The 13,549-nt window shown below is 37.1% G+C and carries 13 protein-coding genes; 6 read left to right on the top strand and 7 right to left on the bottom strand.

From position 1 onward, the window contains the following. Positions 1 to 7: 7 nt before the first annotated feature. Positions 8 to 3,085, top strand: a complete 3,078-nt coding sequence (gene acrB / locus KP713_RS05305) for a multidrug efflux RND transporter permease subunit AcrB (RefSeq protein ID WP_215770042.1) — start codon at positions 8 to 10, stop codon at positions 3,083 to 3,085. A gap of 73 nt (positions 3,086 to 3,158) precedes the next feature. Here the strand turns inward: acrB and proB are convergent, their stop codons facing one another. Continuing rightward, on the bottom strand, positions 3,159 to 4,262 hold the full coding sequence (gene proB / locus KP713_RS05300) for a glutamate 5-kinase (protein ID WP_215770041.1): 1,104 nt from the start codon (positions 4,260 to 4,262) through the stop codon (positions 3,159 to 3,161). A gap of 100 nt (positions 4,263 to 4,362) precedes the next feature. Between proB and folA the strand changes: the two genes are divergently transcribed. Then, positions 4,363 to 4,851, top strand: coding sequence for a type 3 dihydrofolate reductase (folA, locus tag KP713_RS05295; RefSeq protein WP_065265383.1), 489 nt, complete (start codon positions 4,363 to 4,365; stop codon positions 4,849 to 4,851). Here folA and tadA read toward each other — a convergent pair whose 3' ends face one another. The 6 genes from tadA to ampD all read right to left on the bottom strand — a co-directional run bounded on the left by tadA (position 4,852) and on the right by ampD (position 9,525). Continuing rightward, complete coding sequence (gene tadA, locus KP713_RS05290) at positions 4,852 to 5,385, bottom strand: tRNA adenosine(34) deaminase TadA (RefSeq protein WP_215770040.1); 534 nt, start codon at positions 5,383 to 5,385, stop codon at positions 4,852 to 4,854. Further along, positions 5,385 to 6,236, bottom strand: a complete 852-nt coding sequence (locus tag KP713_RS05285; RefSeq protein ID WP_215770039.1) for a thymidylate synthase — start codon at positions 6,234 to 6,236, stop codon at positions 5,385 to 5,387. The genes tadA and KP713_RS05285 overlap by 1 nt, the downstream gene beginning before the upstream one ends. Before the next feature lie 9 nt (positions 6,237 to 6,245). Beyond that, a complete protein-coding gene (lgt, locus tag KP713_RS05280; RefSeq protein WP_252346306.1) occupies positions 6,246 to 7,049 on the bottom strand; it encodes a prolipoprotein diacylglyceryl transferase in 804 nt (267 codons plus the stop codon). Between the two features lie 8 nt (positions 7,050 to 7,057). Then, entirely contained in the window at positions 7,058 to 7,855 is a 798-nt protein-coding gene (locus KP713_RS05275) for a sulfite exporter TauE/SafE family protein (RefSeq protein WP_215770038.1), read from the bottom strand. Beyond that, positions 7,849 to 8,445 carry an RNA pyrophosphohydrolase gene (gene rppH, locus KP713_RS05270; protein ID WP_065265378.1) on the bottom strand — a complete coding sequence of 199 codons (597 nt, stop codon included), beginning with the start codon at positions 8,443 to 8,445 and terminating at the stop codon, positions 7,849 to 7,851. Before rppH ends, KP713_RS05275 begins: the two co-directional genes overlap by 7 nt. Before the next feature lie 525 nt (positions 8,446 to 8,970). Then, positions 8,971 to 9,525 carry a 1,6-anhydro-N-acetylmuramyl-L-alanine amidase AmpD gene (gene ampD / locus KP713_RS05265; RefSeq protein ID WP_215770037.1) on the bottom strand — a complete coding sequence of 185 codons (555 nt, stop codon included), beginning with the start codon at positions 9,523 to 9,525 and terminating at the stop codon, positions 8,971 to 8,973. Between the two features lie 114 nt (positions 9,526 to 9,639). On the opposite strand from ampD, the gene ppdD reads away from it, so the two are divergent. Genes ppdD through KP713_RS05245 form a run of 4 tightly spaced genes read left to right on the top strand, consistent with a single transcriptional unit; the run spans position 9,640 to position 13,374 of the window. Continuing rightward, the gene (gene ppdD / locus KP713_RS05260) at positions 9,640 to 10,080 is read left to right on the top strand and encodes a prepilin peptidase-dependent pilin (RefSeq protein ID WP_111696427.1); all 441 of its coding nucleotides are present in this window, start codon (positions 9,640 to 9,642) and stop codon (positions 10,078 to 10,080) included. Continuing rightward, positions 10,077 to 11,471: a GspE/PulE family protein gene (locus KP713_RS05255; protein WP_215770036.1), complete on the top strand. Its 1,395-nt coding sequence runs from the start codon at positions 10,077 to 10,079 to the stop codon at positions 11,469 to 11,471. Before ppdD ends, KP713_RS05255 begins: the two co-directional genes overlap by 4 nt. Continuing rightward, complete coding sequence (locus KP713_RS05250) at positions 11,468 to 12,685, top strand: type II secretion system F family protein (RefSeq protein ID WP_140578570.1); 1,218 nt, start codon at positions 11,468 to 11,470, stop codon at positions 12,683 to 12,685. Before KP713_RS05255 ends, KP713_RS05250 begins: the two co-directional genes overlap by 4 nt. After that, positions 12,685 to 13,374 carry a prepilin peptidase gene (locus tag KP713_RS05245; RefSeq protein WP_140578573.1) on the top strand — a complete coding sequence of 230 codons (690 nt, stop codon included), beginning with the start codon at positions 12,685 to 12,687 and terminating at the stop codon, positions 13,372 to 13,374. Before KP713_RS05250 ends, KP713_RS05245 begins: the two co-directional genes overlap by 1 nt. Positions 13,375 to 13,549 lie beyond the last annotated feature (175 nt).

Raw genomic sequence — 13,549 nt, 5'->3', positions numbered from 1 at the left:
AATACGAATGAAATTTACTGATATCTTTATTCGTCGCCCTGTTTTAGCGATTTCAATTAGCTTGCTTATTATTATTTTAGGATTACAAGCGATTTCAAAACTAGCCGTGCGTGAATATCCTAAAATGACAACTACCGTAATTACAGTAACAACAGCTTATCCAGGTGCAGATGCAAACTTAATTCAAGCTTTTGTAACATCCAAACTTGAAGAGTCTATTGCTCAGGCAGACAATATTGACTATATGTCATCATCAAGTTCACCGAGTGCATCTGTCATTACGGTGAAAATGAAATTAAATACCGATCCTGCAGGCGCATTAGCTGATGTGCTTGCTAAGGTAAATGCGGTACGTTCTGAATTGCCACAAGGTATTGAGGATCCAACAGTGGCTTCCTCTTCAGGCGGGACGGGGATTATGTATATTAGTTTTCGTTCAAAAAAATTAGATTCTAGCCAAGTTACTGATTATATTAATCGTGTGGTGAAACCTCAGTTCTTTACAATAGAAGGTGTTGCCGAGGTACAAGTATTTGGTGCTGCAGAGTATTCGTTACGTATCTGGCTTGATCCTGAAAAAATGGCTGCTCAAAATCTTTCTGCGCCTACAGTGATGTCAGCGTTATCTGCAAACAATGTACAAACTGCCGCCGGTAGTGATAATGGCTATTTTGTCACTTATCGTAATAAAGTTGAAACTACAACAAAATCAGTTGAGGATTTAGGCAATTTAATTGTTAGTGCTAAAGGTAATGACCTTGTGCGGTTACGAGATATCGCCACGATAGAATTGAATAAAGAAAATGATAACTCACGTGCAACAGCGAATGGTTCTGATTCTGTGGTGTTAGGAATTAACCCTACTTCAACAGCGAATCCATTAAGTGTTGCTGAAAAAATTCGACCGCTCTTTGAAACGATTAAGCAGCAACTCCCTGATAGTATGGAAGCCGATATTCTCTATGATCGTACGATTGCGATTAATAGTTCCATACATGAAGTGATTAAAACGATTATAGAAGCGACAGTTATTGTATTAGTCGTCATTTTGATGTTTATTGGCTCACTTCGTGCAATTCTAATTCCAGTATTAACCATTCCAATTTCATTAATTGGCGTGCTAATGATGTTACAAAGTTTGAATTTTTCTATTAACTTAATGACATTGTTAGCCCTTATTCTAGCAATTGGTTTAGTCGTAGATGATGCGATCGTTGTACTTGAAAATGTGGATCGTCATATTAAAGAAGGCGAAACGCCATTTCGAGCGGCAATCATTGGAACACGTGAGATTGCTGTGCCTGTTATTTCAATGACGATTGCATTAATTGCGGTTTATTCGCCGATGGCGCTTATGGGAGGAATTACAGGAACGCTGTTTAAAGAGTTTGCATTAACACTTGCTGGAGCAGTGTTTATATCCGGTATTGTAGCATTGACACTTTCACCAATGATGAGTAGTAAGTTACTTAAAGCTAATGTCAAACCAACGAAACTGGAACAACGCATAGAACATACACTAAGTAAAGTAAATAAAATTTACGATTATATGCTTGATATTGTCATGCAAAATCGTAAATGTATGCTTACATTTGCTGTGGTAATTTTTGCAACACTACCTTTCTTATTTAATTCACTGTCCAGTGAATTGACGCCAAAAGAAGATAAAGGCGCATTCATGGCAATTGGTAATGCCCCATCTAGTGTTAATGTTGACTATATTCAAAATGCAATGAAGCCATATATGAAGAACGTGATGGATACACCTGAAGTTTCATTTGGTATGAGCATTGCGGGGGCGCCAAGTTCTAATGGCTCACTTAATATTATTACCTTAAAAGATTGGAAAGAAAGAGATCGTAAACAAGCGGCAGTAATGAATGAGCTGAATACAAAAGCAAAATCGATTCCTGAAGTATCGATATCAGCGTTTAATTTCCCTGAAATAGATACAGGCGAGCAAGGCCCTCCAATTGCTATTGTGTTAAAAACAGCACAGGATTACAAAGCGTTAGCAAATACAGCTGAAAGCTTGGAAAAAGCTATGAAAGCATCAGGTAAATTTATTTATACTAATTTGAATTTAGCCTATGATACGGCCCAAATGACGATATCTGTAGATAAGGAGAAAGCTGGAACTTATGGTATTACGATGCAACAAATAAGTAACACGTTGGGGAGTTTCTTATCAGGTGCAACGATTACTCGAGTGGATGTTGATGGACGTGCTTATAAAGTGATTTCGCAAGTAAAACGTGATGATCGTTTATCTCCAGAAAGCTTCAAAAACTATTATTTAACAGCATCAAATGGACAATCTGTACCATTAAGTAGTTTAGTTAGTATGAAACTAGAAACGCAGCCAATGTCATTAGCTCGTTTTAGTCAATTAAACTCTGCTGAAATTGGTGCAGTTGCGATGCCAGGTTCATCTACAGGTGATGCGATAGCGTGGTTGCAGGATTATTTCAAAAATAACTTACCGCAAGGATATACTTATGATTTTAAATCAGAGGCTCGTCAGCTTATTCAAGAGGGGAATGCACTTGCGGTGACATTTATTTTAGCCGTTATCATTATTTTCCTGGTTCTTGCGATTCAATTTGAATCAATACGAGATCCAATGGTTATTATGATTTCGGTGCCTTTAGCAGTAAGTGGAGCATTACTCACATTAAACTTATTGTCTTTTTTCCAAATTGACGGAACGACATTAAATATTTATTCGCAAGTTGGATTAATTACATTAGTCGGTTTAATTACCAAACATGGTATTTTAATGTGTGAAGTGGCAAAAGAAGAGCAGTTGAATCATGGTAAAACGCGTATTGAAGCAATTACATCAGCTGCGAAAGTACGTTTGCGTCCGATCCTTATGACTACTGCAGCAATGGTAGCTGGATTAATTCCATTACTTTATGCTACGGGCGCTGGGGCTGTATCTCGTTTTAGCATGGGGATTGTTATTGTAGCAGGATTATCTATTGGGACAATTTTCACTTTATTTGTCTTACCAGTAGTTTATAGCTACATTGCAACAGAACATAAGCCATTACCAGAATTTAAAGAAGATTTAACAAATTGATACACATAAAAATTATGTAAAAAAAGCCGCACTTTGGTCAATGAGCAAAGTGCGGTTTTTTAGTTAAAATATTTTATAAAATAATCAAATCATCACGGTGCATCGCGACAGAGCCATATTCATAACCAAGAATAAATTCAATCTCTGTTGATTTTTTACCTTTAATAAGTTGTAATGCATCACTGTTATAACGAGGCATACCAAGCGCAATATCTTTACCGGACTGTGTACGAATCTTTACAACCTCACCACGAGAAAAACATCCTTCAATTGCAATAATACCAGCAGGGAGAAGCGATTTGTTTTGTATTAACATTGCATGTTCTGCACCATCGTCAATTGTAATAATGCCAACGGAAGGGGCTGCAAAAAGCCATTGTTTCCGACTTTCTAAACGATCAGATTGATGAGCAATAAATTTTGTACCAATATTATGGTCATAAGCTAAATCAGCGATTACATTTGGCTGATTACCTGGCGCAATAATTGTTTCAATACCAGAACGCGTTGCAACATCAGCAGCAATAATTTTTGTCATCATTCCACCTGTACCAAGATTTGTCCCTGAACCTCCTGCAATGGCACGAATATGATCGGTGATTTGTTCTACGATTGGAATTAATTTTGCATCTGGATTTTTACGCGGATCACTATCAAATAATCCTTGCTGGTCTGTGAGTAGATAAAGTTGTTCAGCTTGAACAAGAATAGCCACTAATGCAGATAAATTATCGTTGTCACCGACCTTAATTTCCGCTGTTGCAACAGCATCATTTTCATTAATCACAGGAATAATTTGATTATCTAACAGAGTATGTAACGTATCGCGAGCATTGAGAAAACGTTCACGATCTTCAATATCTGCACGGGTTAATAAGATTTGTCCAATATGAATATCATAAATAGCAAATAATCTTTCCCAAGCTTGAATTAATTGGCTTTGACCTACTGCAGCAAGTAATTGTTTTGATGCGATTGTTGGGGGTAAGCTTGGATGATTTAAATAGTGTCTGCCAGCCGCAATTGCGCCCGAAGTAACGATAACGATTCGAAATCCATCATGGTGTAATTGCGCAATTTGACGAACAATTTCCATCATATGCGGTGAATTTAATTTTGGAGTACCTTGTGTTAGTGTACTTGTTCCAAATTTTACAACTATTGTTTTTTTAGTCATAAGTTTTTCCAAGTTTTTTATTTATATTTTTACGTTATCACTAAATCAATGAAAAATCACTTAATATCAGGTATAGTAAAGTAAATTTTAGGGGAAATTTATGACATTGAGTTTAATTGTAGCGACAACCTTGAATAATGTGATTGGGAAAGATAATCAGATGCCTTGGCATTTACCTGCAGATTTGGCATGGTTTCGCCGTAATACAACAGGTAAGCCTGTAATAATGGGGAGAAAAACTTTTGAAAGTATCGGTAGGCCCCTGCCAAAACGAATAAATATCGTACTTTCTCGTCAACCGTTTGAACATGAAGGGGTGATTTGGAAAAACAGCTTTGAAAGTGCGGTTAATTTTGTGAATGATTGCGATGAAATTATGCTAATCGGTGGTGGTGAATTATTTAAACAATATTTACCAAAAGCGGATAAACTTTATCTTACACAAATTCAATCTGAAATTGAAGGAGATACATTTTTTCCCACACTTGATTGGAACGAATGGATCGTTGAATTTGAAGAATATCGTCAGGCTGATGAAGATAATGAGTATGACTGTCGATTTTTGATTCTTGTTCGTAGCGAAAAATAATTATCTTTCTTCATAAGATGCTACATGCAATTGATGTTTTTGTTTTTCTGCTTTTTTCTGTTCACGGCGTTTCTGAAAAAATGCGCTTAATTTCTGACTACATTCTTCTGCCAATACACCAGATGTAATCTCCAGAGTATGATTCATCTTATAATCATCAAAAAAATGGAAACGTGATCCAACCGCACCGGTTTTATAATCAGAAGCGCCGAACACAAGGCGTTTAATTCTGCTATGCAAAATTGCCCCAGCACACATTGTGCAAGGCTCCAATGTCACATAAAGCGTAGTATTCAGTAAACGATAATTTTGGAGATGTTTTGCTCCGTCTCGCAAAGCGATAATTTCAGCATGTGCGGTAGGATCGCTTTGAACAATGGAGAGATTCCAACCTTCTCCAATAATATTTCCAGCATCATCTACCAAAACCGCCCCCACAGGAATCTCACCTAATGCTTCCGCTTTATCGGCAAGATCAAGGGCGTAGCGTATCATTTTCTCGTCAAATTCTGACCGCACTTTTGCTACATCCATTAGACGGAAAAAGGATATTTAATCGGCTCATGAGATTGATAGCCAATGACTTTAAAATCATCCATCGTGACCCAAGTTTCTAAATCTTCAAGGCTTTTTATATCTGGATTGATTTCTAATTTTGGCAATGGAAAAGGCTCGCGTTTAAGTTGCACATTACGCATTAACTCAAGCTGATCTTCATAAATATGCGCATTCACAATTTTATGATATGCCTTGCCAGCTTTTTTGCCCGTGATCTGAGCCATAAGCGCTAAGAAGGTAAACACCTGAATTTGATTGAAATTCAATCCAAGCGGAACATCACAAGAACGTTGATAACTAGTAAGATATAAAGTATCGCCCACAAGAGAAAAAGTATGCGTGTGCATACAAGGACGAAGACAACCAAGATCAAATTCCCCTGGGTTAAAGAAGGTTAAAATTTCCCCTCTATCATCAATGCCCTTGGTCAAATTATTAACAATTTTGCGTAGCTGATCGATGGTTTCACCATTAGGCTTACGCCATGCTCTGCCTTGCACACCATATACGCGCCCCATATCATCAACGCCTCTACGGTGAGGATTCGTAAGCCATGCCGCATTTTCATTCGCATTGGCATCCCAAGTTTTAGTACCAAGTGCGCGAAAATCAGCAGCATTGTCATATCCACGAATATAACCTAAAAATTCAGCAATTGCCGCTTTCCAATAACTTTTACGCGTGGTTATCAACGGAAATTGATTATTCGTCACATCATATTCTAAATCTGCATTAATAACGGTGAGACAACGCTTACCTGTACGCTCATTGGCAACCCATTCACCTTCATTAACAATGCGACGACAAAGATCAAGATATTGCTTCATAAAAATCTCCTATTTTATTACCGCACTTTTGCGTGAATACGCCCAAGCCATAATTAAAACTCCACCAATAATCATTGGCAAGCAAAGCGCTTGTCCTCGCGTAATGACCCCAAAGAAATTTTCAACTTCAGGTTCACGTACATATTCCACAATAAAACGGAAGATGCCATAACCAATTAAGAATAAGCCGGCTACAGAGCCCATTGGACGTGGCTTTTTAATAAAAATATTCAGAATGGCAAACAACACTATACCTTCTAGAAAAGCTTCATAAAGTTGTGATGGATGACGAGGTAGTAACAGAGGATCATTCGGGAAAATCATTGCCCAAGGCACATCCGTTTCGCGTCCCCATAGCTCAAGATTAATGAAATTACCAATTCTACCTAAACCTAAACCAAACGGAATCAAAGGCGCAACAAAATCAGCCGTTTGCCAAAAACTGCGTTTTTGTGAATAAGACGTCCAAATCATGGCAACAATGACGCCTATTAAGCCGCCATGGAAAGACATTCCACCTTCCCAAACACGGAATAAATAAAGAGGCTCTTGTAAGAAACGATTCAAATTATAAAAAAATACATCACCAACACGTCCGCCAATAAATACGCCCATAAAACCGTTGAAAAGTAAGGTATCAACTTGATCCACTGTCCAACCACTATTTGGACGATTCGCGCGACGAACTGCAAGCCAGCGTGCAAAAATAAAACCCAAAAGATACATCAAACCATACCAACGTAAGCCGATATTACTATCGCCAAGCGTAAAAATGGTTGGATCAAAATGTGGAAGTGTTAGGTATTGATTCATAATTTCCCTTATTTTAGAAACATATTAATAGCAATAGCGATTAGTAATAGTGCAAAACCTTTTTTCAATGTAGTTACAGGCAGTTTTGCAGTGGCATTTGCACCAAGTTTTGAAGTGAAAAATGATGTCGTAGTAATACCAACAACAGCAGGTAAGTAAATATAGCCTAAAGAATATTCAGGCATACTAGGATTACCTAAGCCTCCTAGCATAAAACTAAACATCCCAGATGTGCCGAGTAGCATGCCACAAAATGCTGAAGAACCAATAGCCTTTTTCATATCAATACCACGTGAAGTTAAAAATGGTACGATAAAGCCACCTCCACCGATACCCGCGGCACTGGATGCGATACCAATTAAAATGCCACCAATAATGGAAGATAAGGTAGTTAAAGGTTTTATTTTCTTGTGTGATTTAGGTTTAATAGATAACACCATTTTTATGGCAAGATAGATAACTAGGCAGGCAAATAATTTTGATGAAATATCACGATCCAGTTTTCCGATAAAAAAACCGAAAATAAAGACAGTTAGCATGATGGAAGGTGCAAGAATCTTCACTGCTTTCCAGACAACATTACCTAATTTATGGTGACGTTGAGCTGATGAAAATCCAGTGATAACAATAGTGGCAAAAGAAGTACCAAGTGCAGTAGACATGAGAAGCGGTTCAGGTACTCCCATAATGGGTAGCAGATAGACTAACGTAGGAACAATGACTAATCCACCACCAATACCAAAAAGACCCGCTAAAAAGCCTACAACAGCGCCAACTAACAAGCAAAGTATGAGAAAAGTTAGCATGAGTCATTCCTTGTTTTATAAAACGGACGTTTAGAATATTTCGATGTATTGCGCTTTTTATTATATGAATAATGCTTTTGTTCTGTATCATATATAGTCGTATGAATAGGAGGATTATCTGAGAACAATATGTTAGAAAATTCCTTCATTGCCTTACGATATACATCCTTTTTAAAGGATACAACTTGGCGAACAGGATACCAAAAACTTACCCAACGCCACCCATCAAATTCTGGTGATTTGGTTGTTTGCATATTGATATTTTTTTCATCGCCGACAAGCTGCAACAAAAACCAGCGTTGTTTTTGCCCTATACACATCGGTTTACTGTCATAGCGCAACAAACGTTTTGGTAATTTATAGCGCAACCAATGCTTAGATACATATAAAATGCGCACATCTTTAGGCTGTAGCCCAACTTCTTCGTACAGTTCACGATACATCGCTTGCTCGGCACTTTCATTATCATTAATGCCACCTTGCGGAAACTGCCACGAATTTTGGCCACAGCGCTTCGCCCAAAGCACTTGCCCGTTGCGATTACAAATCACAATACCCACATTTGGACGGTAGCCATCAAAATCGATCACTATCGTTTTACCTTAAATTTTTCATATAAAAATAGTCTGCAGATTGTTTCATAAATCAGTGTTTTTATCAACCAAAGGGCGGATTACGCAATAAAATATACAGATTGTGGATAACATTGTGAATAACAGATTTCTGATTGTGAATTGAGCACGTAAAAATGGGAAAGGATCCTTATCTCATCAAACTTGAAAATAAATTGAGTTATTTCCAATCAAAAGATCTAAAATAAAAATAAACCGCACTTTTCACATATAAAAATGGAAGAAAGTGCGGTAAAAAAATACAATTTTTAAAGGAACTCCATTCACCAAAGATCTTTTAGCTATCTCTTTGAGTTATTCAATATTTCTGTGGATAAAATTGTGGTTGAGAAAATCCATAATGTTGTATAACTCAAAAAAACCTTTCCAAGATAATTTCAAGAGAAAATTTATCCATTTAAATTCAATCGCTTAGCAACAAAACATAACAATATCTTTAATACACAGAATCCTCTAATTTTTGATGTCTAATTTTTAAACAAATTATTTTAGGCTGGCAAAATAACGTTCCCAATCGAAATATTGACCAGGATCGATCTTACGTCCTGGCGAAATATCACAATGCCCAACAATTCGTTCTTTCGTAATATTAGGGTAATTTTTCATGATTAAGTTAGTAAGCTCTTGCAATGCCAAATACTGCTCATTAGTAAAAGGCTGCTCATTACTACCTTCTAACTCAATTCCAATGGCAAAATCATTACATTTTTCTCTCCCTTGAAAGCTAGATAATCCAGCATGCCAAGCCCTTTGGTTAAAATTAACATATTGTGTGATTCGCCCGTCTCGTTCAATCAAACAATGGGCAGAAACACGCATTTGATGAATTTCTTCAAAATAAGGGTGAATCTTAGGATCTAATTTCCCTTGAAAAAAATCATCCACATATCCGCCACCAAATTGTTCTGGCGGTAAGCTAATGTAATGGATCACAAGAAGTGAAATATCCTGTAAATCTGGACGTTCATCAAAATGCGGAGATGGAATTTGTCGACAATCAGTCAGAAATCCTTTCTCAATATCTTTAATTTTTCGCATACATTTTTCCTATTTTTGCGATCAGGATCGCAGAAAAAGTGCGGTCTGTTTTACAAAACAATTTTCCCTTTTCACAATATTTCAGCCAATAAAGGCTTAACGAAAGGAAAATAAATGAAACTAACTACACAAACTACCTTGAAGAAAGGGTTTACCTTAATTGAATTGATGATAGTCATCGCCATCATCGCGATTTTAGCCACTATCGCTATTCCTTCTTATCAAAATTATACCAAAAAAGCCGCGGTATCCGAATTACTGCAAGCTTCTGCACCTTATAAGTCAGATGTGGAATTATGCGTTTATAGCACTGGCAAACCTTCCAGTTGCTCGGGAGGAAGCAATGGAATTGCGGCTGATATTACAACAGCAAAAGGCTATGTAAAATCAGTGACAACAAGCAACGGTGCAATAACAGTAGAGGGCAATGGTACATTAGACGGAATGAGTTACACACTTACTGCTGAAGGCAATAGTGCAAACGGCGTTACATGGAAAACTACCTGTGGCACAACGAATGTCGATATTTTCCCTGCTGGATTCTGTTCAAAATGATCGACTTAACTAGTGCCAAACCTCGTGTAAAAGCACAAAATGGCGAGATATTTACGATCTCGCCTGATTTATGGGGGCGTAATCAGCAACAACAGTCTCTGCTCTTACGTTATTTTGCTTTACCACTCAAAGAAGAAAATAATCGTCTTTGGTTAGGTGTTGATTCCCTTTCTAATCTTTCTGCCTGTGAAACTATTGCGTTTATAACCGGTAAACTTGTTGAGCCTGTTTTATTAGAAAGCACTCAACTTAAAGAACTATTACAACAACTTGCCCCGAATCAACTTCAAGTGGAAGAGCAAGTTAAATATTACCAACATCAAGAGCAGTCTCATCTTGAACAACAAGATGATGAACCCGTCATTCGCTTGCTTAATCAAATTTTTGAATCCGCTTTACAAAACAATGCCTCAGATATTCATTTGGAGACCTTAGCGGATCATTTCCAAGTGCGGTTTAGAATTGACGGTGTTTTACAAGCTCAGCCTCCACTTAGCAAAAATTTAGCGAATCGAATTATTTCTCGCCTAAAACTGCTCGCTAAATTAGATATCAGTGAAACCCGCCTTCCACAAGATGGACGATTTCAATTTAAAACTACGTTTTCCGATATTCTTGATTTCCGTCTTTCAACGTTACCAACTCATTGGGGAGAGAAAGTTGTCCTGAGAGCACAGCAAAATAAATCAGTAGAACTCAGCTTTTCTGAACTAGGCATGACTGAAAGTCAACAGAAAGAATTTCAACGCGCGCTTAGCCAACCACAAGGATTAATTTTAGTAACCGGCCCAACAGGAAGTGGGAAAAGTATCTCACTTTACACCGCACTTCAGTGGCTAAACACGCCTGATAAACATATTATCACCGCTGAGGATCCGATTGAAATTGAGCTTGATGGAATTATTCAAAGCCAAATTAATCCACAAATAGGACTAGATTTTAGCCGTCTATTGCGCGCTTTTTTACGTCAAGATCCCGACATCATTATGCTAGGTGAAATTCGCGATGAAGAAAGTGCAATGATTGCACTACGTGCCGCCCAAACGGGGCATTTGGTGCTTTCAACTTTACATACCAATGATGCAATATCTGCCATTTCTCGCTTACAACAACTCGGTATTCAACAACATGAAATTGAAAACAGTTTACTGCTCGTCATTGCACAGCGTCTTGTACGAAAAATCTGTCCAAAGTGCGGTGGAAATTTAATAAATTCTTGTGATTGCCATCAAGGTTATCGAGGTCGAATCGGCGTATATCAATTTCTACATTGGCAGCAGAATGGATATCAAACGGATTTTAAAAATTTACGTGAGAGTGGTTTAGAAAAAGTTAGCCAAGGTATAACGGATAAGAAAGAAATTGAACGTGTGTTAGGTAAAAACTTATGACTAAAAAACTCTTTTATTATCAAGGTAGTAATGCATTAAATCAGAAACAAAAAGGCTCAATTATTGCGGATACGAAACAACAAGCACACTTTCAATTAATAAGCCGCGGGCTTACTCACATCAAATTACAACAAAACTGGCAATTTGGGGCAAAGCCCAAAAATTCAGGAATTAGCGAATTACTCAATCAATTAGCAACATTGCTACAGTCCGCAATTCCGTTAAAAAACAGTCTGCAAATTTTGCAACAAAATTGCACTCAAATTATGCTCAATGAATGGCTTGAACGACTGCTTCAATCCATTGAATCTGGTTTATCATTCTCACAAGCCATTGAACATCAAGGGAAATATCTCACACAACAAGAAATTCAACTGATTCAAGTGGGAGAAATGACGGGAAAACTTTCCGTTGTTTGTAAAAAAATAGCCACGCATCGTAGCGAATCTTTAGCATTACAACGCAAATTACAGAAAATTATGCTGTACCCGTCAATGGTGTTGGGAATTTCTCTATTATTGACACTCGCGTTACTACTTTTTATCGTGCCTCAATTTGCTGAAATGTACAGTGGCAATAATGCTGAGTTACCAACAATAACCGCAATATTGCTCTCTATATCCAATTTTCTTAAGCAAAATATTGGCATTTTGCTATTTTTCGCTTTTAGTTTTTTTCTATTTTATAACTTCTATCTAAAACGCCAAACTTGGTTTCATCAAAAGAAAAATCAACTTATTTCTATCACGCCTATTTTTGGCACAATTCAAAAGCTTTCACGTTTAGTGAACTTTAGTCAAAGTTTACAAATTATGTTGCAGGCTGGTGTACCGCTTAATCAAGCACTAGAGAGTTTTCTCCCTCGCACACAAACGTGGCAAACCAAGAAAACGCTTGTAAATGACATCGTATTAGATAAAGAAGTGCGGTCAATTTTACAATGGGTTTCTCAAGGTTATGCCTTTTCTCATAGTGTAAATAGCGATCTTTTCCCGATGGAAGCACAACAAATGCTACAAATTGGCGAGCAAAGCGGAAAACTCGCTTTGATGCTAGAGCATATCGCGGATAATTACCAAGAAAAACTTAATCATCAAATTGACTTACTCTCACAAATGCTAGAGCCATTAATGATGGTGATCATCGGCAGTCTGATTGGAATTATTATGATGGGAATGTATTTACCTATCTTTAATATGGGCGCAGTGATTTAATGATTTACTTAGCCTCATTTTTATTCGGCGGGATTAGTGGCGTAGTTTTATGGTGTTATGTATCAGTGTTTATTACTTGTTTACAGAAAGATATTTACGATGCTTATATTGAGTTGTTCCCAGAAAATGCCCCATTTTTTCAACCTGATGCTTCGACAATTCAACAGAAAAAGTGCGGTCATATTTTAGTTTACTTTTTTAGTGTCGGTTTTTTATTTCTCTTTTTGCATTTGATATTAAAAAATGAATCCCTCTCATTATGGGCTGGAGTAGTACTTCTTATGCTTTGGACAATGAGTTACCTTGATTGGCATTATCAACTTATTTCTCCAACGCTTTGCTTAGCATTATTTGCTTTAGGCGTATTAGGGGCTTATTTCTATTTTTCCCCTTTATCGTTAATCGAAAGCTTGCAAAGCTCAGCTGGTTTCTTCTTTGTTTTTGGGCTCATTTATGGAGGGGCAAAAGTTTATTATGGCAAGGAAGTTTTTGGTAAAGGTGATTGGTGGTTGTCATTAGGGTTAGGTAGTTTTATTCCATTGTCACATTTACCACACTTTTTACTCATAGCGTGCTTATTAGGAATAGTTTTTACATTGGTTTATCGACGAAAATCCCGATTTTTACCTTTTGCACCTTTTATGTGTATATCGTCAATCGTGTTATTTATTGTCCAAATTTATACTTAATTTGTACTATTTATGCCAAATAATTTAAATATAGGATGTTTATTTACCACATTTTATAATCAAAGCTTGTTAGTTGGATTCCTCCGCAATTTTGATCCCTATATAGTAGATAAAAGACTGAAAAAGTAGTTGCTAAATTGAATGAACAGGAAAAATAAAAGGATATTTTTTATGG

Origin of the sequence: Haemophilus sp. SZY H36, assembly GCF_018829625.1 — a bacterium.
GTDB classification, from domain to species: Bacteria; Pseudomonadota; Gammaproteobacteria; order Enterobacterales; family Pasteurellaceae; genus Haemophilus; species Haemophilus haemolyticus_K.
This window is presented reverse-complemented; position numbering and strand designations above follow the sequence as displayed.

What these genes read in the sequence shown, in the direction of transcription:
- acrB (WP_215770042.1), top strand. Translation starts at nt 8, where the DNA reads ATGAAATTTACTGATATCTTTATTCGTCGCCCTGTTTTAGCGATTTCA.
- proB (WP_215770041.1), bottom strand. Translation starts at nt 4,262, where the DNA reads ATGACTAAAAAAACAATAGTTGTAAAATTTGGAACAAGTACACTAACA.
- folA (WP_065265383.1), top strand. Translation starts at nt 4,363, where the DNA reads ATGACATTGAGTTTAATTGTAGCGACAACCTTGAATAATGTGATTGGG.
- tadA (WP_215770040.1), bottom strand. Translation starts at nt 5,385, where the DNA reads ATGGATGTAGCAAAAGTGCGGTCAGAATTTGACGAGAAAATGATACGC.
- KP713_RS05285 (WP_215770039.1), bottom strand. Translation starts at nt 6,236, where the DNA reads ATGAAGCAATATCTTGATCTTTGTCGTCGCATTGTTAATGAAGGTGAA.
- lgt (WP_252346306.1), bottom strand. Translation starts at nt 7,049, where the DNA reads ATGAATCAATACCTAACACTTCCACATTTTGATCCAACCATTTTTACG.
- KP713_RS05275 (WP_215770038.1), bottom strand. Translation starts at nt 7,855, where the DNA reads ATGCTAACTTTTCTCATACTTTGCTTGTTAGTTGGCGCTGTTGTAGGC.
- ampD (WP_215770037.1), bottom strand. Translation starts at nt 9,525, where the DNA reads ATGCGAAAAATTAAAGATATTGAGAAAGGATTTCTGACTGATTGTCGA.
- ppdD (WP_111696427.1), top strand. Translation starts at nt 9,640, where the DNA reads ATGAAACTAACTACACAAACTACCTTGAAGAAAGGGTTTACCTTAATT.
- KP713_RS05255 (WP_215770036.1), top strand. Translation starts at nt 10,077, where the DNA reads ATGATCGACTTAACTAGTGCCAAACCTCGTGTAAAAGCACAAAATGGC.
- KP713_RS05250 (WP_140578570.1), top strand. Translation starts at nt 11,468, where the DNA reads ATGACTAAAAAACTCTTTTATTATCAAGGTAGTAATGCATTAAATCAG.
- KP713_RS05245 (WP_140578573.1), top strand. Translation starts at nt 12,685, where the DNA reads ATGATTTACTTAGCCTCATTTTTATTCGGCGGGATTAGTGGCGTAGTT.